Source organism: Rhodococcus sp. 008 (assembly GCF_001682295.1).
GTDB lineage: Bacteria > Actinomycetota > Actinomycetes > Mycobacteriales > Mycobacteriaceae > Rhodococcus_F > Rhodococcus_F qingshengii.
This window is the reverse complement of the sequence record NZ_CP012749.1, coordinates 4,838,870-4,860,164: the sequence shown is the minus strand read 5'-3', so window position 1 is coordinate 4,860,164 and position 21,295 is coordinate 4,838,870. Positions and strand designations below refer to the sequence as shown.

The following is a 21,295-nucleotide window of genomic DNA, read 5'->3' as shown; positions in this document are numbered from 1 at the left end:
TTCGCTCGTGTGACAAGCATGTGCATCCGGCGTGACGCCGCCGCGGCGCCCACCATCGCAGGTTGGGCAGGTGCAAAGATGAGTCAGGCCCGGGTCGACGTGATCCGGGCGAGAACCGATCAGCGAAAGGCACGCACGTGTCGTACCTGCTTCGCGTCCAACTGCCCGATCGACCAGGCAGCCTCGGCGCGCTCGCCGTAGCTCTCGGATCCGTGGGCGCAGACATCCTCTCCCTCGACGTCGTGGAACGAGGTGACGGTTTTGCCATCGACGACCTCGTGGTCGACGTCGAACCGGGCGCGCTGCCCGACACCTTGATCACCGCTGCCGAGCATCTACCGGACGTGCTGGTCGATTCGATCCGCCCCTACGCCGGGATTCTCGACACTCACCGTGAGCTCGAACTCATAGATTCCGTTGCGACGGCCCGAAACGATCGACTACAGGTCCTCGTCGACGGCGCGCCGCGTGTACTGCGAGTCGGCTGGTGCGTCGTCGCGGACATCGGCAAGCACGGTGCGTACCGCGTCGTCGGTAGCGCCGGCGCGCCGGAAACCCACGCCACCGACATTCCGTGGATGCCACTGGACAAGCCCACCGCCCTCGACGGCGAGGCCGACTGGGTTCCGGACGTATGGCGCGACATGAACACCAGCCTCGCTGCCGCACCTCTCGGCTCCGGCAATCGAGTCCTCATGCTCGGTCGTCCCGGTGGGCCCGAATTCCGCCCTTCGGAGATAGCCCGCCTCGGCTACCTCGCAGGAATCGTGGCGACGGTACTGAGTTGACCAGGCTGGCTGATCAGGCCAGGCCGCGCACCATGACGGTCAGTTCCATACCGCGAATCGGCTCCCACGCCCGCTCGGGATCGGGGACGAAACCGTTGCGGTCGTAGATACGACGGGCATCGACCATCTCGGGCTGCGTCGAGATGACCACCGAGTGATCGCCGCGGTCGTAGGCTTCGGCGATCACTGCGCGAACCAATGCGGTTCCGGCGCCCGATCCCCGAGCTTGCGGCGAGACTGCGAGCATGCGGAACTCGAGTTCGCCCTTCTGCGCAACATCCGCGAAGGGCGTGCCGGGTTCTGCGATCGTCAACGAGCCCACGACTTCGTCACCGAGAACCGCAACCAGCACCCGGCCCTGCTCCACCCGAGTTGCGGTGTCTCGCAGGCGCTCCGCGTACGGCGATCCGCCGGCGACAAATCCGCCACCCACGTACGACTGCACAGTCAGCTCCCCGACGGTCTCGAACTCAGCCGGTAGAACTTCACGAATCTCGATCATGGCGTCACTATCGCACCCAGCACACCAATCTCAGAAATCGGACAAAGTCACTCTGGTTCGTCCAAATTGGTGGGAGCGACCGCATCCGGGCCATCTTCGAGCAACCGCCGGAAGCCGTCTTCGTCGAGCACCGGCACACCCAATTCGACCGCCTTGTCGTGCTTGGAACCGGGCGCTTCACCGACGACGACAAACGCAGTCTTCTTCGAGACCGACCCTGCCGCCTTGCCGCCGCGCACCAGAATCGCTTCCTTCGCCTGATCACGCGAGTAGGTCTCGAGCGAACCGGTGACGACGATCGAGAGGCCCTCGAGATTGCGCGGAATCGAATCGTCGCGTTCGTCCTCCATGCGTACTCCGGCCGACGCCCACTTGTCGACGATCTGCTGATGCCAGTCGACGGAGAACCACTCCACGACGGCGGCGGCGATAGTCGATCCGACGCCGTCCACTGCAGCCAACTCGTCGACCGAGGCTTCCCGAATGCGTTGCAGCGAGCCGAATTCGCCGGCCAACGCCCTCGCGGCAGTGGGGCCGACGTGCCGAATCGACAGTGCCACAAGCACTCTCCACAGCGGCTTGTCCTTGGCCGAATCCAGGTTGGCCAGCAAGCGTTTTCCGTTGGCGGACAGGGATCCCGCATTGGTGCGGAAGATCGGAACTTCGATCAGTTTCTCGGCGTCGAGTGAGAAGAGATCGCCCTCGTCGCCGATGACCTTCGCCTCCAACAGCCCGGTCGCGGCCTCGTAACCGAGCACCTCGATGTCGAATGCACCGCGCCCCGAGACGTGGAACACGCGCTCGCGCAACTGCGCCGGGCAGTACTGCTGATTGGGGCATCGCACGTCGACGTCGCCCTCTTTCGCGGGTGCCAACAACGTGCCGCACTCGGGACAATGTGTCGGCATGACGAACTCGCGCTCGGTACCGTCACGAACGTCTGCCACGGGACCGAGAACCTCGGGGATGACGTCTCCGGCCTTGCGCAACACCACGGTGTCGCCGATCAGCACACCCTTGCGCTTGACCTCCGAGCCGTTGTGCAGCGTGGCCAAGGACACAGTGGAACCCGCCACCGTGACGGGTTCCATGTACGCGAACGGCGTCACACGACCCGTACGTCCGACACTGACCCGGATGTCGAGGAGCTTGGTCGTGACCTCTTCCGGCGGGTACTTGTACGCGATCGCCCACCGTGGTGCGCGTGACGTGGTCCCCAGACGCCTTTGTAATGCCATCTCATCGACTTTGATGACTAGACCATCAATCTCATGATCAACGTCGGCACGGTGACGACCCCAATACTGAACCGCCTCGACAACTGCGTCAGCACCAACGACTCGGGATGTATAGCTTGATACGGGGAGTCCCCACTCGCGGAGCGCGCTGTAAGCGTCATATTGCGACATCGGCTCGAAACCTTCAATGCGACCGAATCCGTGGCATGTCATTCCCAAACGTCGTTCGGCTGTAATGTGCGGATTCTTCTGTCTAAGCGAGCCTGCAGCAGAGTTACGCGGATTTGCGAAAGGAGGCTTTCCTTTTTCCAACAGGGATGCATTCAGATTCAGGAAATCCTCTATTCGAAAGAAGACTTCACCACGCACTTCTAGAAGCCGCGGCACAGGAAATCTGGTGCTACCAGTTAGCCATCTGGGAACGTCCTGAATCGCGAGCGCGTTGAGGGTAACGTCTTCTCCCGTTCGTCCATCACCTCGCGTCGCCGCGCGAACCAGTCTACCTTTTTCATAAACAATATTGAGTGCAACGCCGTCGATCTTGACTTCGCACAAATAGTGCAAATTAGAGCCAACTTCATGTTCGACGCGAGAGATCCAGATTCGCAATTCTTCTTCGTTGAATACGTTATCTAGACTTAACATTCGCTCTAGGTGATCCACCGGAGCGAAGTCCGTCGAAAGCTTGCCCCCGACTCGCTGAGTAGGAGAATCTGATCGTCGCAATTCCCGATAATCATCCTCTAATGCCTTCAACTCTGCGAACAGTGTGTCGTATTGCTGGTCCGAAATTATTGAATTCCCCATAGAATGGTAAAAATCCTGATGCTTTCGAACGATCTCTGCCAACTCTTTCCAGCGCTCTTTCGCTGACATGGACGAAGCTGGCGCAGCCTGCGCGTGCGACAGCGAGATCGACTCAGTTTGCTTCGGCTCGGGCGTTTCGTTCACCAAGCAAGGCTAACGGCTGGGTGCGACATCGAAAACCCGCGCGAGTCAGAACGCCGACGGATCGTCCACCAATGCCTTGCCGACGTCTGTACACAGCCGAAGGGCGGCACGAGCCCAGTCGAGGTTCGCACCCGAAAGACCGCAACGCGGAGTGACCGCGACCTGGGTCTGCAGGAGTTCACGAGAGAAGCCGAGACGATCCACCAGTGTGACGGCGGGCATCGCACACTCTTTCCACGTCACCGGCTTTTCCGGCTCCACGGACGGAACCAGACCGAGCGCCAATTCCTTGCCGGCGTCGAACAACTGGCCGATACCGTCGAGATCGCGTGAGCCGATGAGCGACATGTCGAAGCTCACGCCGAACGCCTGGCTTCGCCTCAGTAGATCCCACGGCATGTCTGTGCCGCAACTGTGGACGATTGTGGGCAGTCCGCAACCGCTGATCGTCGAGTCGAGTACGGCGAGTGCCTCGGGTTCCGGCAGTGCCGGAACGCTCTCCATCTTGGTGCGCCCAGGCAGCGAACCGGCCAGAACTGCCGCGATCTGCGGCTCGTCCAACTGGATCACCACTGCGGCGCCGGTGCGGCGAGTGACCTCGGCCGCATGACGCGCGAGACCCTCACCGAGTGATTCTGCGATGTCGCGGAGCGCACCGCGGTCGACGAGAACTCGCGAACCGTTTGCGACTTCGATCTCGGCGCCGAGTGTCAGCGGGCCGGCGGCTTGGAGCTTGACGACGTGGTCTCCGCCGACCAAGCGCGCCGACTCCCAGGCTTCCTCGAGCGCGTCGAGATCCTGATTCAGAAAGTCCTCGGCTCGCTTCGCGACATTGCCCCTCCGAGGCACGACTCGATAGGCGCGGGTCGAGGCGTCGAGGTTGATATCGACCAGAATTGCCCCCGCCCGGCCGACCATGTCAGCGCCGAGACCGCGGCTCGGCAACTCCACCAGATGCGGGAAACCACCCAGCTCACCGAGGATGGTTGCGGCACTTTCGCGGGCATCCGTGCCCGGCCAGGATCCGATTCCGGTGACGAGACCACCGATGGAAACCTGCTGCGTCACAGTGTGTTCGGCTCGGATTCGGTGCCCGAGATGGTGCCACTGCCGAGAACCTGGTCGCCCAGTTCGCGGTCGGGGCGATACAACACGACGGCCTGTCCCTTTGCGACGCCGGTCAGTGGTTCGCGCAACGAGATCGAGATACCGCCGCTTGAAGTACCGTCGTCGACGGCCTCCGCAACAGCCTGCGCCAGTCCACCGTGCGCACGAACCTGCACCATGCATTCGACGGGGCCCTCCGGCGCCTGGCCCGAGGTCCAGATCGCACGCTGCGCCGAGATGGCCCAGACGTCGAGATTCTTGGCCGAACCCACTCGGACCGTTCCGGTTTCGGGCTCGATCGCGGTCACGTACCGCGGACGGCCGTCACCCGCCGGACCTTCGACGCCGAGACCCTTGCGCTGTCCGATCGTGAAGCCGTGTACGCCGTCGTGTGCAGCGAGGACTTCACCCGAATCGGCGTCGACGACGCTTCCCGGACGAACGCCGATGCGCGCACCCAGGAATGCTCGTGTGTCGCCGGTCGGGATGAAGCAGATGTCGTGACTGTCAGGCTTGTTCGCCACAGCCAGACCGCGCTCGGCGGCTTCCTCGCGGATCTGTTCTTTCGGTGTGTCACCGATCGGGAACATCGCTCGCGAAAGCTGCTCAGCCGTCAGCACACCGAGGACATACGACTGGTCCTTGTCAGCGTCGACCGCCCGGCGCAGGACGCCGTCTTCGAGGCGCGCGTAGTGACCGGTCGCCACGGCGTCGAAGCCGAGAGCGACTGCACGGTCGGCGAGTGCGGTGAACTTGATCTTCTCGTTGCAGCGCAGGCACGGATTGGGGGTCTCACCCGCTGCGTACGACGCCACGAAGTCGTCGATCACGTCTTCCTTGAAGCGATCGGCGAAATCCCAGACGTAGAAGGGTATTCCGAGAACGTCGGCGGCGCGCCTGGCGTCGCCGGCATCTTCCTTCGAGCAGCATCCACGCGAACCCGTCCGCAATGCGCCCGGCGCCGTGGACAAAGCAAGATGAACGCCGACGACGTCGTGTCCGGCGGCGACAGCGCGGGCGGCGGCGACAGCGGAGTCGACACCTCCGCTCATGGCTGCGAGTACTCGCATCAGCGATCCCCTCCACGCGAACCGGCACCGGCAAGACCGGCGGCCCGAGCGCGCTCTACTACTTGTGGAAGCGCAGCGATGAGCGCGTCCACATCGGTGACACTCGACGTATGTCCGAGCGAAAATCTCAGTGAGCCACGCGCGACGGGCGATTCGACGCCCATCGCGATCAAGACATGGCTGGCTCTGGCCACACCGGCGGTGCAGGCCGAACCGGTGGAACATTCGATACCGGCGGCGTCGAGCAGCATCAGCAACGAATCGCCCTCGCAGCCGGGGAAGGTGAAGTGCGCGTTACCGGGAAGCCGATCGGATCCGGTCGGGCCGTTGAGCACCGACTCGGGAAGAATCTCCAGGACTCCGTCGATCAAACGGTCACGCAACTGCGCCAATTCCCTTGTGCTGGAATCGAAGTTCTCGACGTTTGCGCGCAGCGCCGCAGCCATCCCGACAACGCCCGCAGTATCCGGAGTGCCCGAACGCAGATCACGTTCGTGTCCGCCGCCGTGAAGGAGCGGCACACACGGAACCTGGCGTCCGAGCAGCAGTGCGCCGACGCCGTGCGGACCACCGAACTTGTGCGCCGCGATGCTCAGCGCGGACAATTTGCTCGCCGCGAAATCGACCGGCAATTGTGCAACTGCCTGAACCGCGTCGCTGTGCATCGGAATCTCGAACTCAGCCGAAATCTCCGCCAACTCCACGATCGGCATGATCGAGCCGACCTCGTTGTTGGCCCACATCACCGTCACGAGTGCGACCTCGTCGGCGTGGACGGAAAGCTCGTCACGCAAGGTCTGCGGGTCGACGACACCGTTCTCGTCGACCGGCAACCACGTCACGCGCGCGCCCTCGTGCTGCTCGAGCCACTCGACGGCGTCGAGCACCGCATGATGCTCGACGGAGCTGGCCAGGATGCGAGTGCGTCGCGGGTCTGCGTCACGGCGAGCCCAGTAGATGCCCTTGACCGCGAGATTGTCGCTCTCGGTGCCTCCGGAGGTGAAGATGACCTCCGACGGCCGCGCACCCAGGCTGGCGGCGATCGATTCCCGCGATTCCTCGACGCGGCGCCGGGCCGCACGGCCGGAGCCGTGCAGCGAGGACGCGTTGCCCACGGTTTTGAAGGTATCGGTCATCGCCTCGATAGCGGCTGCCGACATCGGAGTCGTGGCGGCATGATCGAGGTACACCGGAAATCCGGCGTGGGCACTGTGTGCAGGCAGAGTCATGGCTTGACAAGGATAGCCCAGCACGAGAGTTCGACCAGCCTCGCTCAGCAGGCTAAGCGCTCATCGCCGGGGAAGGATCGATTTGTCCCACTGCTTGTGTCACGAGTTCCGGTGCGGGGTCGAAGATGTCGTGAGCTGCCAGATCGATGATGTCGACGCCGCGTACGGCTCTCTCGCATCGCTGCGCGAGATCGAATCGACACTCCCCTGCCTCCTCGAGCGGAGCCAGCCTGACCTTCACCTCGACGTTCTTCTGACGCAGGATCCGACGGATGGACTGACCGATCGTTTCGGTGCCGACAAAGCAGGGTCCGGTGCACAGGGAACCGTCGGCGTTCTCGTAGCGGATCGCCATCGGCTGAACCGGGCATTCGGCGTCGACGGCTGCTTGGAACATCGCCGGACGAAAACCGCCGTACGCCCGCCCGCACCAGGTCGTTCCCTCGGGGAACACCATCACCCGGACACCTCGCTGCAGGCGTTCGCGAACGACGTCGACGGTTCCGGGGAGTTCACGCAGGCGAGCGCGGTCGATGGGGACGACGCGCATCCGGCGCGCGAGACCGCCGAGCACTGCCCAGTCGAGCAGGTCGGCGCGGGCGACGAAGTTGGCCGGAGCAACGGCGCTCGCGACGAGGACGTCGGTCCAGGACACGTGACCGGCGACAACCATGACCCCGTCAGGTTCCGCGCGCCCCAACCGCTGATCGTCGACCGTCAGCTTAATCCCCAGACAACGAAGCAACGCGCGGGAGTATCCGCGTTGCATCTCAGTACGCCAGGTGCGCGGGAGCAGCCAGCCGGCCGAAAGCACAGGCGCAGTCAACAGTGCGGCACCGACCATGACCCCGCGGGCCATCACGGTGATACTCGACACACCGGGTGCGTCCGCGGGTAGGCACCCGTCGCCGCAGGGGCTCGTCGGCACCCAGTACGGCACCGCCGCGGTCATCAGCCGATCCCCGACTCGTGTGCGGCGGCCGCCGATCGCAGCCGTTCCAGATAGCGCTTGTTGGCGGAGTGAAGGCCTTGCAGCGCAACAAAATCGGCCACACCGAACTCGGGATCGTGAGCAGGTTCCCCGCAGATCATCGCGCCCATCCGCAAGTAACCACGGAGCAACGGTGGCATCGTCACGCGTTCCGGTGCGGCGATCTCGTCGAGCGTCAGACCCCCGAGGACCACCGGGTTTCGTGGGATCACCCGCCGCGACCCCGGACTGGCGTGCTTGTTCATCACGAAGTCACGGACGCCGCGGACATCGGCGCCGGCAATTGAATCGGGGCTCGGCAAGACGGGCACGGAGACGCAGCCCATCACCCACTCGTATCCGGTCAATTCGAGATAGTGCAGGATGCCCGACCACATCAGGCTCAGGACGGATCCGGTGCGGTGCGCGGGATCGACGCACGCGCGACCCATTTCGACGATCCTGTTCGACACCGGATCGAGCGCGGAGATGTCGAATTCGGTTGCGGTGTAATACCCACCCGCCGCCGCAGCGGAATCCGGCGGCAGCATTCGGTAGCAGCCGACGTACTCCTCGGTGATGTTGTCACGAACGAGTAGATGATCACAGAATTCGTCGAAGCCGTCGGCGTCGAGTTCGAAGACCCCGGCCGAGGCCGGGAGGGAGAAGCCTGGCTCGGAGGCGAACACTCGGTATCGAAGGCGCTGCGCTGCGACACGATGCTCGCGGTCGGAGGAGACGATCAGGGAATATCTCGGCTGGGCGACCTCACGGCCGAGATTGTCACTCGCGGAGCGAAGGACTGACGTAATTGTCATGCGCAAGGTTTATCGAGCGCGAACGGCGTCTCGGTATCGACGAAGTGACATGCCGATGCAGGCCGGGTGAATAAAGCACTGTGCGCCTTTATCAACCGCGGGGGGTTGATAAAGGCGCACAGCAGTTTGTGCTTTTCAGCCCTTGTGGGACTTCACAGCTTCGGTGAGCTGCGGTGCGACGTTGAACAGGTCGCCCACGATGCCGAAGTCGGCGATCTCGAAGATGGGTGCCTCTTCGTCCTTGTTGACCGCGACGATGGTCTTGGACGTCTGCATGCCGGCGCGGTGCTGGATGGCACCGGAAATGCCGAGCGCGATGTACAGCTGCGGGGAGACCGTCTTACCGGTCTGACCGACCTGGAACTGTCCGGGGTAGTAACCCGAGTCCACAGCGGCACGCGAAGCACCGACTGCAGCGCCGAGGGAGTCGGCCAGCTCTTCTACGACGGAGAACTTGTCCGCGCTGCCGACGCCACGTCCACCGGAGACGACAACCGACGCCTCGGTGAGCTCGGGGCGGTCGCCGCCGACGATGGGCTCACGCGAGGTGACCTTGACGGCACTCTCGTCCTGGGCCGGAACCTCGACGGTGATCTGCTCGCCTGCGCCGGCCTGCGGAGCAGCCTCGACTGCGCCCGGACGAACCGAGTAGACGGGAACGTCGCCGTTGGCCTTGGCCTCGACGGTGAACGCGCCACCGAAGATGGAGTGGACGCCGGTGCCGTCAGCCTTGATCTCGATGACGTCGGTCAGCAATCCGGAGCCCAGACGTGCGGCCAGACGACCGGCAACCTCTTTGCCCTCGGTGCCGGCTGCGGTGATGACTGCTGCCGGGCTGGTGGACTCGACCAGAGCGGCGAGAACGTCGACCTTGGGGGTGACGAGGTAGCCGTCGATGTCGTCGGACTCGGCGACGTAGATCTTCTCGGCGCCGGCTGCTGCCAGAGCGTCGGCGAGCTTTGCTGCGGTGCCCGCGGGGCCGGCGACAACTGCCGACGGCTCACCGAGTGCGCGTGCAGCGGTGATGAGTTCGGTGCTGACCTTCTTCAGCGCACCCTCTGCGTGCTCTACGAGCACAAGTACTTCTGCCATGACTTAACTCTCCCTGAGTTCTTCTGCTGGATGTCTAGAAGGGCGCGATCAGATGACCTTGTTGCTGACGAGGTACGCGGCAATCTTGGTGCCACCGTCTCCCTCGTCGACGATGCGCTCACCAGCGGTACGGGGGGGCTTGGGGGTGGAGGACGTCACGGTGGTGCCGGCGTTGGCAACTCCGACGGTCTCCGGGTCGACTCCGAGGTCGGCCAGCGTGTAGACGAGAACTTCCTTCTTCTTCGCGGCCATGATGCCCTTGAAGGACGGGAAGCGCGGCTCGTTGATCTTCTCGGTGACCGAGACGATCGCGGGCAGCGAAGCCTCGAGGCCGAAGACGCCCTCGTCGGTCTCGCGCTCACCGGTGATCTTGCCGTCGGCGACGACGACCTTGCGCAGCTGCGTGAGCTGCGGGATGCCCAGGTACTCGGCGATGATGGCCGGAACAGCGCCGACGCGGCCGTCGGTGGCCTCGTTGCCGGCGATGATCAGGTCGGCAGGCTCGTCGTTCTCGAAGGTGATCTGTCCGAGAGCAGCAGCGAGCGTCCATGCGGTCTGGATCGCGTCGGAGCCGTGCAGTGCCGGGTCGTTGATGTGGACGGCCTTGTCGGCGCCCATCGAGAGAGCCTTGCGGATAGCGTCGGTGGCGCGGTCGGGACCTGCGGACAGCACCGTTACCTCACCGCCCTGAGCTTCCTTGATGAGGAGTGCTTCTTCGACGGAGCGCTCGTTGATCTCGTCGAGGACTGCGTCGGCGGCTTCACGGTCAAGCGTGTAGTCGCCGTCGGTCAGCTTGCGCTCGGACCATGTGTCGGGGACCTGCTTGATCAAAACAACGATATTCGTCATGGGTCTTCGTCGACCTCCTGTGTGTAATTCACCTGATAAATCGTCTGTGGTGCTCGCGCAGTCCGAGCGTCCGAAAAGAGAGTCCGACAGGTCTCCCTACGGGCGAATTTCTCGGTTCACGTCGGCTGTGCGTTAGATTACCCCACGTTAAGTTACCGGTGGGTAACTTAACGTGGAACCTCGTCCACCATAACGGCACGAACAGGAATTGACAGCAGTGATCTGGACCACGGCGAACACGTTCTACTCGGATGGCACTAATCTCGCACGGGTGAGTGAAACGAGTGTCAGCAACCACGAGGACGCACCCCTGCCCTTGACGGGCGAACGAACCGTGCCAGGAATCCCCGAGGAGAACTACTGGTTCCGACGCCACGAAGTGGTGTACCGCGCACTTCTGGAGCGCTGCACGGACCGCCGAGTCCTCGAGGCCGGTTCCGGAGAAGGCTACGGCGCCAACATGATTGCGGACGTCGCAACAAAGGTTACCGGCCTCGACTACGACATCTCCGCGGTCGAGCACGTCCGTGCCCGCTACCCCCGCGTCGAGATGCTCCACGGCAACCTCGCCGAGCTTCCACTGGCGGACAACTCGGTTGACGTCGTCGTCAATTTCCAGGTGATCGAGCACCTGTGGGATCAGGGTCAGTTCCTGCGCGAATGCTTCCGAGTTCTCGCTCCCGGCGGTGAACTTCTCATCAGCACCCCCAACCGGATCACCTTCTCCCCCGGCCGCGACACGCCGCTCAACCCTTTCCACACTCGTGAGCTCAACGCCTCCGAAATGACCGAATTGCTCGAAGACGCCGGATTCCGCGTTCAGTTGATGACCGGCGTCCACCACGGTTCGCGCCTGAAGGAACTCGACGCCAAGCACGGCGGATCGTTCATCAATGCGCAGATCGACCGCGCGTTGGCCGGCGAGCCCTGGCCGGAAGATCTCACCCGCGACGTCGAGGGCATCACCGTCGACGACTTCAGCATCAGCGAACCCGACATCGACGACAGCCTCGACCTCGTCGCTATTGCCGTGAAGGAATCCGGCGAGTGAGTAACGCAACACCCGTCACCGAACCGGGGATGTTCGCCCTGGTTCTGCACTCCCATCTGCCGTGGCTCGCCAACCACGGCAGATGGCCAGTCGGCGAGGAATGGATCTACCAGTCCTGGGCTGCGTCGTACATTCCGCTCGCCGCCGCGCTACGACGCCTGGCCGACGAGGGCCGATCGCACCTGCTGACGCTGGGAATCACGCCCGTACTCGCGGCCCAGTTGGACGATCCCCACTGCCTCGCCGGGATGCATCACTGGCTCGGCAACTGGCAGATCCGCGCCCACGAGGCTGCCGGCATGCCGGACGCGGCGCACCGCGAACTCGGCGCGCGCGAACACCGGGCGTCAGCTGCCGCTCTCGCAGATTTCGAGACTCACTGGCAGCACGGCGCCTCACCGGTGTTCCGCGACCTCATCGATCGCGAGGCCTTCGAGCTTCTCGGCGGGCCGCTGGCCCACCCGTTCCAACCGCTGCTCGATCCTCGATTGCGGGCGTTCTCCCTCCGCGAAGGTCTCGCCGACGCGCATGCCCGGTGGAGTCACACTCCGACCGGGATCTGGGGACCCGAGTGCGGGTACACCCCGGGCATGGAGCGCGGGTACGCCGAAGCGGGCGTCACCCACTTCATGGTCGACGGCCCCGCCTTGCGCGGCGACACGTCCCTCGGCCGCCCGGTTCGAGAATCCGACGTGGTTGCATTCGGCCGCGACCTGCAGGTCAGCTACCGCGTCTGGTCCCCCAAGTCCGGATATCCGGGTCACGCCGCCTACCGCGACTTCCACACCTACGACCACGAGACGGGTCTCAAGCCGTCGCGGGTCACCGGACGGACCGTCGACTCCGCCGACAAGTTGCCGTACGACCCCGAACTCGCTGCGGCCGCCGTCGACAAGCATGTTGCCGACTTCGTCGAAACCGTTCGGGCGCGTCTGCGCAGTGAATCCACCCGCATCGGCCGCGACGCCCTGGTGGTCGCAGCTTTCGACACCGAACTGTTCGGGCACTGGTGGCACGAAGGTCCGCAGTGGCTCGAAAAACTCCTGCGCGCGCTTCCCGAGGCCGGAATTCGCGTCGGCACCCTCGCCGACGCCAAGGCATCGGGATACGTCGGCGAACCCGTTCAACTCGAGGATTCGTCATGGGGATCGGGTAAGGACTGGCGTGTCTGGGCCGGCGATCAGGTGTCCGACCTGGTGCAACTGAACTCCGAGGTGGTCGATACCGCCCTCACCACCGTGGACAAGTCTCGCGGACGCGACAACGCACCCGGCCGACCGGAACTGCGAAACCGGGTCAACGATCAGGTACTTCGCGAGACACTGATGACAGTTTCGAGCGATTGGGCATTCATGGTGAGCAAGGATTCGGCCGCGGGGTACGCCCGCGAACGCGCACACAAGCACGCCCACGCGACCAGGGAAATCTCCGAAGCGCTCGTTTCCGGCCGCGACGCCGTCGCCGAGCGGTTGGCCAAAGGCTGGAATCGCGCCGACGGATTGTTCCCCGGTCTGGATGCACGCCGTCTTCCTGACACTGAACTGGTGAACGGGAGCGCGTCGTGAAAATTCTCATCGTCTCGTGGGAGTACCCCCCGGTCGTTGTCGGCGGCCTCGGCCGACACGTCCACCATCTCGCCACCGAGTTGGCTGCTGCAGGCCACGAGGTCGTTGTTCTCTCGCGTCGCCCCTCCGGAACGGATGCGTCGACGCACCCGACGATCACGCACATTTCCGAGGGCGTCCTTGTCGTCGCAGTGGCCGAGGACCCCGCACACTTCGTCTTCGGCGAGGACATGCTCGCGTGGACCCTCGCGATGGGTCACGCGATGGTCCGGGCCGGGACGGCGCTGCACAAGCCAGGAGTGGGCGAGGGCTGGCAGCCCGACGTCGTGCACGCGCACGACTGGCTGGTCGCACATCCGGCGATCGCCCTGGCCGAATTCTATGACGTCCCACTGGTTTCCACACTTCACGCCACCGAGGCGGGTCGCCACAGCGGCTGGATCTCCGGACGCATCAACCGCCAGGTCCACTCCGTCGAGTGGTGGCTGGCAAACGAATCCGACTCTCTCATAACCTGTTCGGCGTCCATGCAGGAAGAAGTGACCGAGCTCTACGGCCCGACGCTGCCGCCGATCACCGTCATCCGCAACGGAATCGACGTGACCACGTGGAACTTTCGCGAACGTGGACCGCGATCCGGACCGCCGAAACTCCTCTTCGTCGGCCGCCTGGAATACGAGAAGGGCGTGCAGGACGCCATCGCAGCACTCCCCCGAATCCGTCGTAGCCACCCCGGCACGACCCTCGCGATCGCGGGCGAAGGCACCCAGTTCACCTGGCTCTACCAACAGGCACGCACGCATCGCGTCGCGCGGGCGGTGGACTTTCTCGGCAACCTCGATCACACGGAACTGCTCAGCTGGCTGCACGGAGCGGACGCCATCGTCCTGCCGTCGCGCTACGAGCCGTTCGGGATCATCGCCCTCGAAGCGGCGGCGGCCGGCACTCCGCTGATCACGTCCACCGCAGGCGGACTGGGCGAAGCCGTCGTCGACGGGGTGACGGGGATGTCCTTCCAACCGGGCGACATCGCCGGGCTCACCTCGGCTGTCCGCGAGGTACTCGACGATCCCGCCGGGGCACAGGAACGGGCAGTGGCCGCCCGCGCACGCCTGACATCGGACTTCGACTGGCATCAGGTCGCCGAGGAGACTGCTCACGTCTACGCGGGCGCGAAGCGTCGGGTGCGACAGCCGTTGGCCCGTCCGCAGATCCCCGAGCGTCCGCTGCCCGGTCGCTGAGCTCGCTTTGTGCTGATCTCAGGGGGTCGGGAGTGGCGCGGTGAAACGAGAACTCGCATCCCCGAGCAGATGGCCTGGTGGCAGCATCCGGCCGCACAGCACGAGCAGGAGATCCTGCGCCGCCCCGTGAACCTCGGCGCCGGCACCGTACGTCCAGTCTCGGTCGTCGGCGCGCAACCGAGCGCCGTCGAGGTCAGTTCCGAAATACTTCACGGTTTTGGGCGAGAGTCCGCTGAGCACACGAGTGAGCCGGTCTTCGGGCACCACGTAATCGTCGCCGAGTGCCACGCGAATGTCCTGACCGTGGATCACGTCGTGCGAGAGCGCACCCTCGAAGCCGCCGCCTGGAGGCTTCCACGGGTGTGCAACGTTGTCGCGAAGCGAGGCAAGCAGTTGTCGCTCACCGACTTCCGACGCATCGGCGAGCGCTCGCCGGTTCGACATCTTGTTGAAGTTTCCGCGTGACTTGACCATTTCCACGACGAATCGCGGCGCCGAGTATCGGTAGGGCATGGTGATGTGCGCGATCACTTCGCGGACCCGCCACCCCTCGCACAGGGTCGGCGCGTTCCACTGCTCCGTGCTCAGGCCTTCGAGAAATCCCACCAGTTCGCGGCGCTGCGCCACGACCCATTCGGGTGTCTGTTCGCTCATGTCGGCACTCCTTTCACCGGCGCAGACTTTCGGCGCCGATACCGATACAGACCGGTTGCGGCGCCGAAAGTAATCGCTGGTTCTGCCAAAAAGTGAGCTACGACGTCGACGACGCGTCGGCAGCGTCCGCAGCAGCCTTCTTGCGTGCGATGTCCTCGAGCGCCGCGATGTACTTTGCACGATCGGCAGCGCCGGCTTCCCAATCGGACTTGCGGTTCTTGACCGCCTTCGCGGGCGAGCCGACCGCGATGCTGTAGTCCGGGATGTCTCCCTTGACGACGGCGTGCGCCCCGAGGACACAACCGCGTCCGACGCGGGTATTTCGCAGCACGGTGACCTTCGCTGCCACCCACGTGTCCGGGCCGATACGGACGGGGCCCTTGACGATGCCCTGGTCCTTGATCGGTGTGTTGATGTCGTCCATGCGGTGGTCGAAGTCGCAGATGTAGCACCAGTCGGCTACGAGCGTCGACGCACCGATTTCGATGTCGAGGTACGTGTTGACGACGTTGTCCTTGCCGAAGACGACCTTGTCGCCGATGCGCAGCGAGCCTTCGTGGCAGCGGATCGCGTTGCCGTCACCGATGTGCACCCAGCGCCCGATCTCGAGGCGGGACAGGTCGGGGGTGGAATGGATTTCGACGTTCTTGCCGAGGAACACCATGCCGCGCAGGATCACGTGCGGGTTGGCCATCTTGAACTTGGCGAGACGGTAGTACCGCACCAGATACCAGGGTGTGTACGCCTTGTTCGCCAGAACCCATTTGAGGGAATCGACCGTCAAGAACTTGGCCTGATCGCTGTCGCCTCGGCGTGATCCCCGCCATCGAGTGCGCAACGGTGCGCCCCACATGCTCGTCATGAGTGTTCAGCCTACGTGGGGCCGACTCACCGACCCTCGGGGTGTGCCCCGTCACGTTGCCCCGGTCGGGATAGTCTCTGGTCCGGGCTTGTGCAGTTACCGAGGGCTCTTGATCAAGTGAAGGCAGGGAGATTGTGATGCGGCGGGTCCTACGGTCGTCCGTGATGGTGTCGACGGCGATCGCTGCGGCCCTGATCGCCGGTTGCGGCAGCGACGACGGACGGGTGGACCGGTACGCGTCGGCGGGTTGGCCGGCCATACATGCCGACGCCCGCAACAGCGACACGAGCCCGGTCACCGGATCACGCGATGTCGAGTTCGCATGGTCACGCCCTCTCGGCGGTCCGGTTGCCGCGTACGCCTCGGTGGCCGCGAACGGCCAGAGCTTCGTCACCGCCCGCACCGAGAACGGCTGCAATCTCTTCTCGTTCCAGATGGATACGGGTCGCAAGAAGTGGTGCGCTCGACTCAACGACGGAGTAGTCGCCTCGACGCCCATCGTCGACACTGCCACCAATGTCTACGTCGGCGAGAGCGGCGCGATGATGTCCTTCACCGAGACTGGTCAATTGCGTTGGCGCACGCTCGTTGTGGGCACTCCTCTCTCGTCACAGTTCACCGGCGACGGAAACCTGTTGTTCATCACCCAATTGGGTCAGATCAACGTGCTCAACCCGCAGACCGGCGCAAAAGTGGTTCCGTCGTTCGACCTGATCCCGCCGCCGTCGATCGACCAGGGCGCGAATGCAGAACTCATTCCCGACAACAAGGGTTTGAACGAGTGCTTCCTCGGCACGTCCGGCTGCCCGGTGGCCAATACCCCGGCAGTGGACCTGGGCACCGGCAAGTTCTACTTCACCTTCTACGGACCCAGTTCTCAGGCAGCCGATCTGGTGGCCATGAAGTACACGGGCGGCGACAATCCGTCCATCACCCGCGAGTGGTCCACCGACGCGCTTCCCGGTGGAACGGCGTCGAGCCCGGACCTGTCGAAGGACGGCAAGACCGTCTACGCCACCGACAACAACGGATCTCTCTGGGCAGTGAACGCCGAAACCGGTGACACCAGGTGGAGTTACGACATCGGCTTCAACTCGGCCGGTAGTGCCTCGACGTCCGACGACGGTTTGATCATTCCCGCCGGCGGCGACAAGGGCCACCTCCTTGCCGTGCGCGACGAGGGAGATCACGCCGAACTGGCCTGGGAACGTAAAGACCTTCTGCAACTGGGCGTTCCGGCGCAGACCGCCGGCGACACCGGATACACCGTCGTCCGCGAGGGTGAGAACGGACTGAGCCTGATCACCTTCGACACCGAAACCGGTGAGACGGTGGATCAGGACACGTTGCCGGGAGCAGTCGGCTTCACCGTCGGCACCTCGATCGGCCCCAAGGGCGAAGTGTTGACGCCCAGCGCAATCGGTGAGCTGTTCGTCTTCAAGTGAGCTAGCGGGACGCCTCACAGATGAAGGCCGACGCCGATCGTCCGATCCGCACGATCACGACGCTCAGTGCACGCGAGCCCTTGAGCTTGAGCCGTGGACGCAGCACTGCCGGGTCCACGTCGACTCCTCGCACCAGGATTTCGGCCACACCGCAGTCCCGCTTGGACAGTGTCTGTTTGAGCAGTTTCTCGGAGTACTTGATCTGCTCGAGGATCCGGAATCCGCGAACTCCCTCAGGGACGCTGTCACCGGTCAGATAAGCGATGCGTGGATCGAGCTGCCAGAGGCCGTGTCTGGCCGCGTAGTGGCGCACGAGGCCCGCGCGTACCACCGCTCCGTCCGGGTCGATGATCCACTCCCCCGGCGCTTGCTCCGGAATCACGTCGTCCTCGGCGTCGGTGATCGCCCATCCGCTCCCGTCGGAGCGAAGGACCGAAGCTCGGCGCGTGACGCCGGACTCGGCCAGTCCCGTCGACCACAGGCAGGCTTCCTTGACGCCGCCGTCGAGTGAGACGACCTCGACTTCCCCGTCCCAGCCCAGATTGTCGAAATCGAGTCCCGGAGCGCACTTCACCGCGAGATCACGGCCGGAGTACGCCTCGATGAGGTCCGGCAACGGTGGCATCAACGCTGCCGGATCGTGAGTGCGGCGACCGCCCGATCGCCGTGCGGGGTCTGCCAGCACGACGGTCTCGCGTGTCGTCGGGCGGAGCGCGTCGGCCCGCAGCAACGCTGCGCTCGGCACATTGCGCTGTGCCATCGCCAGGCGAACGGAATCGATGTCGCTGCCGATCACGCGATGCGCAATTCCGGTCAAGGCATGCAGTTCGGCGCCGATGGAGCACGTCACGTCGTGGACGTCGCGCCCGATCAGACGCTGCGCGCGGTGGGCCGCGACAACGCCGGGAGTGGCTTGTTGCATCGCGTCGTCCGTGAACAACCATTGCTCACTGCCCGGCAGTTTGGCGGCGGCTTTACGTCGAAGCAGGACGGTGTCCACGAGCGCAGGCATGTGATCACCGAAACGCGTACGCGCCCGGCCGATGTCGGCCAGACGCGTACGCGTGGACAGTTCGAGCTGATCCACCTCGGCCAAGGCAGCTACGCCGGAATCACTTCCGAGATAGTCGACGTCGCCGAGGGTGAAGTCATAACCCAATTCAGTTGCCGGGCTTCACGCCGGTGATCATGACGTTGTAGAAGAATCCGCGAGGAACGACGTGGCGGAGCACCTTCTCGTCGACCCAGCTGAGTGTCTTCCAACCACCGAAAGCGAAACGCCCCCAGCCCCAACCGAGCTTCTCCGGCGGAACAGCCGCTTCGAAAGTACGGACAGGCCAGCCGAGAAGCGCCGCGGCGAATTCCTCGGTGGCAGCGTGGACCTGATCGGCGCCCGCAGACTTCGCCATGTTCTCGAGGTCGGTGGGGTCGAACGTGTGGATGTCGACGACAGCCTCGAGAGCTGCTGCACGAGAAGACTCGTCGAGTTCCTCTTGCGGGCGACGCCAGTCTGCGAGGAACGGCAGCTTGGTCACGCGCGTGGTTGCTTCCCACGTCGCGCGGCCGAGCCAGCGAGCGTAGAAGTTGCCGACAGTGGTGGGCTCACCGGCGAAGACGAAACGTCCGCCGGGCTTGAGGACACGAAGGACCTCACGCAGCGACTTCTCGACGTCCGGAATGTGGTGCAGCACGGCGTGGCCGACCACCAGGTCGAAGGTGTTGTCCTCGTACGGAATGGTCTCGGCATCGGCAACACGGCCGTCGACCGGAAGGCCGAGGCTTTCGGCATTGCGCAGTGCGACCTTGACCATGCCGGGCGAGAGGTCGGTGACCGAACCGGTCTTGGCGACTCCACCCTGCATCAGGTTCAGGAGGAAGAATCCGGTGCCGCAACCGAGTTCGAGCGCGCGCTCGTACGGGAGCGGCTGATCGCCCGCGACGGCGTCGAAACGACCACGTGCGTAGTCGATGCAGCGCTCGTCGTACGAGATGGACCACTTGTCGTCGTAGGTTTCGGCTTCCCAGTCGTGGTAGAGCACCTGGGCGAGCTTGGTGTCCTTACGAGCGGCCTCGACCTCTTCGGCCGTGGCGTGCGGCCGCGGCGCGGGGTCGACTACCGAGGTGTCGGTAGCGGCGGGCGGCGTGACGGTTGCGTCGTCATTCGGGCTGGCTGTCATGGCGGCTATCCTACTCGCTGGTAAGAGATGAACAAGTTCTAGTTTAGGGGAGCCTACTCGCCCGTGAACTCGGCCTTGCCCGGACCGTTCGCGATGAACGACTCCATGCCGATCGCCTGATCCTTGGTCGCGAACAATCCGGCGAACAGATGCTGCTCGATCTTGAGCCCGGATTCCAGGTCGGTGTTCAGACCCTCGTCGATGGCTGCCTTGGCAGCAGCCAACGCACGTGACGCTCCCCCGACGAACTGCGAGGCCCATGTCCGGGCCGCGGTGTACACGTCGTCGGGAGCGACGACCTCGTCGACCAAACCGATGGCCAATGCCTCGTCAGCCCCGACGAAACGGCCGGTGAAGACCAGATCCTTGGCCTTGGCCGGACCGATCAGACGAGCCAGGCGCTGCGTTCCGCCGCCACCGGGAATGATTCCGAGCAGAATCTCCGGAACTCCGAGCTTGGCATTGTCTCCGACGATCCGGCGATCGGCCGAGAGTGCAACTTCGAGTCCACCGCCGAGTGCGTATCCGGTGATCGCGGCGACGGTCGGCTTCGGGATGGACGCCACGGCGCCGAGTCCGGCCTGCATGCCGCCGATCGCGTCACGGATCTGGCCGTAGTCCATCTCGGCCATTTCCTTGACGTCGGCACCTGCTGCGAAGACTTTCTCGCCGCCGTAGACGATGACGGCCTTGACTGCCTTGTCGACGGTCGCAGCGTGTGCGGCAGCAGCCAACTCGTCCTGAACCTGACGGTTCAGAGCGTTCATGGGCGGACGCGCCAGACGGATGGTGCCGATGCCTTCGGAAACCTCGAGAGTCACAAATTCAGCCATGGTCGAGAGGTTACTTTGCCGCCTTGACCGACCACGGATGCGGCCCGGCGACGTAGTAACCATCCTGGTTCGGGAACTCGACGCGCAGCGTTTCCTCGTCGGTGATCAACGTAGGCAGGATGACGGGAATCACCGGCTCGGCTGCGAGTATCTCCGCCACCGAACTGAACTTGGCCAATTCGGTCAGCTGACTCCACGTCGGCGGCAACAGGATGCTGCCACCCTCCCGCCAGTGCGCCAGCGCGTCCTGCGGGCTCTGCCAACGAACCTCGGCGGCCTCGGAGGTGACGCCGTCCGCGATCTGTCCGGTCGGTGACGCTGCGACGAAGAAGCGCGTGTCGTAGCGGCGGGTCTCGCCCACCGGCGTGATCCAGTTCGCCCACGGCCGCAGCAGATCCGTTCGCAGGACCAGGTTCTCCTTCTTCAGGAAATCGCTGAACGACAGCTCGTGCTTTTCGAGAGCTACTCGGTCCTGTGCATAGCCGGCCGTGTCCGCGACGACCGTGTCAGCCGTGGGGCCGGCCAGCAGGACACCGCACTCCTCGAAAGTTTCCCGCACCGCAGCCAAGACGAGAGCCTTCGCCCGAGCAACATCCGTGCTGAACCGCTCGGCCCACCACTCGACCGACGGCCCGGCCCACTCGACCTCGGCCGTCGCATCGGACTTGTCGACGCCGCCTCCGGGGAAGACCGTCATGCCCCCGGCAAACGCCATCCCCTGTACTCGTTGAAGCAGGAAGATCTCGATACCGGATTCGGCATCGCGCACCAAGATGACGGTCGACGCATCCTTGGGCTCGGGGACAGCGTTTGCATTCTCGTTAGCCATGCTTCGCGAACCTACGCGATCTGT

At 64.3% G+C, this 21,295-nt stretch carries 20 protein-coding genes; 5 read left to right on the top strand and 15 right to left on the bottom strand.

All coding sequences use genetic code 11. The features are described 5' to 3' along the window. The first annotated feature begins 137 nt into the window (after window positions 1-137). Complete coding sequence (locus tag AOT96_RS22630) at window positions 138-788, top strand: hypothetical protein (RefSeq protein ID WP_063316591.1); 651 nt, start codon at window positions 138-140, stop codon at window positions 786-788. Between the two features lie 13 nt (window positions 789-801). On the opposite strand, the gene AOT96_RS22625 is transcribed toward AOT96_RS22630, so the two are convergent. From AOT96_RS22625 to AOT96_RS22585, 9 genes are all read right to left on the bottom strand, one after another. Continuing rightward, a complete protein-coding gene (locus AOT96_RS22625; protein WP_003944764.1) occupies window positions 802-1,290 on the bottom strand; it encodes a GNAT family N-acetyltransferase in 489 nt (162 codons plus the stop codon). Window positions 1,291-1,337: 47 nt separating this feature from the next. Further along, window positions 1,338-3,404, bottom strand: a complete 2,067-nt coding sequence (gene ligA, locus AOT96_RS22620) for an NAD-dependent DNA ligase LigA (RefSeq protein WP_156779006.1) — start codon at window positions 3,402-3,404, stop codon at window positions 1,338-1,340. A gap of 120 nt (window positions 3,405-3,524) precedes the next feature. Beyond that, window positions 3,525-4,547: a methionine synthase gene (locus AOT96_RS22615; protein ID WP_065352364.1), complete on the bottom strand. Its 1,023-nt coding sequence runs from the start codon at window positions 4,545-4,547 to the stop codon at window positions 3,525-3,527. Continuing rightward, window positions 4,544-5,656: a tRNA 2-thiouridine(34) synthase MnmA gene (mnmA, locus tag AOT96_RS22610; protein WP_042447455.1), complete on the bottom strand. Its 1,113-nt coding sequence runs from the start codon at window positions 5,654-5,656 to the stop codon at window positions 4,544-4,546. The genes AOT96_RS22615 and mnmA overlap by 4 nt, the downstream gene beginning before the upstream one ends. Then, window positions 5,656-6,885, bottom strand: a complete 1,230-nt coding sequence (locus tag AOT96_RS22605; RefSeq protein WP_019747909.1) for a cysteine desulfurase family protein — start codon at window positions 6,883-6,885, stop codon at window positions 5,656-5,658. The genes mnmA and AOT96_RS22605 overlap by 1 nt, the downstream gene beginning before the upstream one ends. 52 nt (window positions 6,886-6,937) lie before the next feature. Further along, window positions 6,938-7,837, bottom strand: coding sequence for a lysophospholipid acyltransferase family protein (locus AOT96_RS22600; RefSeq protein ID WP_065352363.1), 900 nt, complete (start codon window positions 7,835-7,837; stop codon window positions 6,938-6,940). Further along, a complete protein-coding gene (locus AOT96_RS22595) occupies window positions 7,837-8,673 on the bottom strand; it encodes a GNAT family N-acetyltransferase (RefSeq protein WP_050655130.1) in 837 nt (278 codons plus the stop codon). The genes AOT96_RS22600 and AOT96_RS22595 overlap by 1 nt, the downstream gene beginning before the upstream one ends. 135 nt (window positions 8,674-8,808) lie before the next feature. Beyond that, window positions 8,809-9,765, bottom strand: a complete 957-nt coding sequence (locus tag AOT96_RS22590; protein WP_003944698.1) for an electron transfer flavoprotein subunit alpha/FixB family protein — start codon at window positions 9,763-9,765, stop codon at window positions 8,809-8,811. A 48-nt stretch (window positions 9,766-9,813) separates the two neighbouring features. Beyond that, window positions 9,814-10,614: an electron transfer flavoprotein subunit beta/FixA family protein gene (locus AOT96_RS22585; RefSeq protein WP_003944754.1), complete on the bottom strand. Its 801-nt coding sequence runs from the start codon at window positions 10,612-10,614 to the stop codon at window positions 9,814-9,816. Between the two features lie 271 nt (window positions 10,615-10,885). Between AOT96_RS22585 and AOT96_RS22580 the strand changes: the two genes are divergently transcribed. The 3 genes from AOT96_RS22580 to AOT96_RS22570 are packed head-to-tail and all read left to right on the top strand — an operon-like array spanning window position 10,886 to window position 14,471. Next, a complete protein-coding gene (locus tag AOT96_RS22580; RefSeq protein WP_050794067.1) occupies window positions 10,886-11,665 on the top strand; it encodes a class I SAM-dependent methyltransferase in 780 nt (259 codons plus the stop codon). Between the two features lie 29 nt (window positions 11,666-11,694). After that, entirely contained in the window at window positions 11,695-13,230 is a 1,536-nt protein-coding gene (locus tag AOT96_RS22575; RefSeq protein ID WP_065352916.1) for a 1,4-alpha-glucan branching protein domain-containing protein, read from the top strand. After that, on the top strand, window positions 13,227-14,471 hold the full coding sequence (locus tag AOT96_RS22570) for a glycosyltransferase family 4 protein (protein ID WP_054831442.1): 1,245 nt from the start codon (window positions 13,227-13,229) through the stop codon (window positions 14,469-14,471). The genes AOT96_RS22575 and AOT96_RS22570 overlap by 4 nt, the downstream gene beginning before the upstream one ends. Before the next feature lie 18 nt (window positions 14,472-14,489). On the opposite strand, the gene AOT96_RS22565 is transcribed toward AOT96_RS22570, so the two are convergent. Together AOT96_RS22565 and AOT96_RS22560 are read right to left on the bottom strand one after the other, a co-directional pair. Beyond that, a complete protein-coding gene (locus AOT96_RS22565) occupies window positions 14,490-15,125 on the bottom strand; it encodes a maleylpyruvate isomerase family mycothiol-dependent enzyme (protein WP_003944749.1) in 636 nt (211 codons plus the stop codon). A gap of 97 nt (window positions 15,126-15,222) precedes the next feature. Then, on the bottom strand, window positions 15,223-15,987 hold the full coding sequence (locus AOT96_RS22560; RefSeq protein WP_003944741.1) for an acyltransferase: 765 nt from the start codon (window positions 15,985-15,987) through the stop codon (window positions 15,223-15,225). Between the two features lie 137 nt (window positions 15,988-16,124). On the opposite strand from AOT96_RS22560, the gene AOT96_RS22555 reads away from it, so the two are divergent. Continuing rightward, window positions 16,125-17,432, top strand: coding sequence for an outer membrane protein assembly factor BamB family protein (locus tag AOT96_RS22555; protein WP_065352362.1), 1,308 nt, complete (start codon window positions 16,125-16,127; stop codon window positions 17,430-17,432). A 1-nt stretch (window position 17,433) separates the two neighbouring features. On the opposite strand, the gene AOT96_RS22550 is transcribed toward AOT96_RS22555, so the two are convergent. The 4 genes from AOT96_RS22550 to AOT96_RS22535 are packed head-to-tail and all read right to left on the bottom strand — an operon-like array spanning window position 17,434 to window position 21,271. Continuing rightward, window positions 17,434-18,591, bottom strand: a complete 1,158-nt coding sequence (locus AOT96_RS22550) for a THUMP-like domain-containing protein (protein WP_065352361.1) — start codon at window positions 18,589-18,591, stop codon at window positions 17,434-17,436. Window position 18,592: 1 nt separating this feature from the next. Continuing rightward, window positions 18,593-19,609 (bottom strand): class I SAM-dependent methyltransferase, encoded by a 1,017-nt coding sequence (locus AOT96_RS22545; RefSeq protein WP_003944733.1) that lies wholly within the window; start codon window positions 19,607-19,609, stop codon window positions 18,593-18,595. Between the two features lie 53 nt (window positions 19,610-19,662). Beyond that, complete coding sequence (locus AOT96_RS22540; RefSeq protein ID WP_003944701.1) at window positions 19,663-20,442, bottom strand: enoyl-CoA hydratase/isomerase family protein; 780 nt, start codon at window positions 20,440-20,442, stop codon at window positions 19,663-19,665. 10 nt (window positions 20,443-20,452) lie between these two features. Then, the gene (locus tag AOT96_RS22535; RefSeq protein ID WP_065352360.1) at window positions 20,453-21,271 is read right to left on the bottom strand and encodes an NUDIX hydrolase; all 819 of its coding nucleotides are present in this window, start codon (window positions 21,269-21,271) and stop codon (window positions 20,453-20,455) included. Window positions 21,272-21,295: the final 24 nt, after the last annotated feature.

Bases quoted from the DNA above. Each gene is read 5' to 3' on its own strand.
- AOT96_RS22625 (WP_003944764.1), bottom strand. From the start codon at position 1,290: ATGATCGAGATTCGTGAAGTTCTACCGGCTGAGTTCGAGACCGTCGGG.
- ligA (WP_156779006.1), bottom strand. From the start codon at position 3,404: ATGTCAGCGAAAGAGCGCTGGAAAGAGTTGGCAGAGATCGTTCGAAAG.
- mnmA (WP_042447455.1), bottom strand. From the start codon at position 5,656: ATGCGAGTACTCGCAGCCATGAGCGGAGGTGTCGACTCCGCTGTCGCC.
- AOT96_RS22605 (WP_019747909.1), bottom strand. From the start codon at position 6,885: ATGACTCTGCCTGCACACAGTGCCCACGCCGGATTTCCGGTGTACCTC.
- AOT96_RS22600 (WP_065352363.1), bottom strand. From the start codon at position 7,837: ATGACCGCGGCGGTGCCGTACTGGGTGCCGACGAGCCCCTGCGGCGAC.
- AOT96_RS22595 (WP_050655130.1), bottom strand. From the start codon at position 8,673: ATGACAATTACGTCAGTCCTTCGCTCCGCGAGTGACAATCTCGGCCGT.
- AOT96_RS22590 (WP_003944698.1), bottom strand. From the start codon at position 9,765: ATGGCAGAAGTACTTGTGCTCGTAGAGCACGCAGAGGGTGCGCTGAAG.
- AOT96_RS22585 (WP_003944754.1), bottom strand. From the start codon at position 10,614: ATGACGAATATCGTTGTTTTGATCAAGCAGGTCCCCGACACATGGTCC.
- AOT96_RS22575 (WP_065352916.1), top strand. From the start codon at position 11,695: ATGTTCGCCCTGGTTCTGCACTCCCATCTGCCGTGGCTCGCCAACCAC.
- AOT96_RS22565 (WP_003944749.1), bottom strand. From the start codon at position 15,125: ATGAGCGAACAGACACCCGAATGGGTCGTGGCGCAGCGCCGCGAACTG.
- AOT96_RS22560 (WP_003944741.1), bottom strand. From the start codon at position 15,987: ATGACGAGCATGTGGGGCGCACCGTTGCGCACTCGATGGCGGGGATCA.
- AOT96_RS22555 (WP_065352362.1), top strand. From the start codon at position 16,125: ATGCGGCGGGTCCTACGGTCGTCCGTGATGGTGTCGACGGCGATCGCT.
- AOT96_RS22545 (WP_003944733.1), bottom strand. From the start codon at position 19,609: ATGACAGCCAGCCCGAATGACGACGCAACCGTCACGCCGCCCGCCGCT.
- AOT96_RS22540 (WP_003944701.1), bottom strand. From the start codon at position 20,442: ATGGCTGAATTTGTGACTCTCGAGGTTTCCGAAGGCATCGGCACCATC.
- AOT96_RS22535 (WP_065352360.1), bottom strand. From the start codon at position 21,271: ATGGCTAACGAGAATGCAAACGCTGTCCCCGAGCCCAAGGATGCGTCG.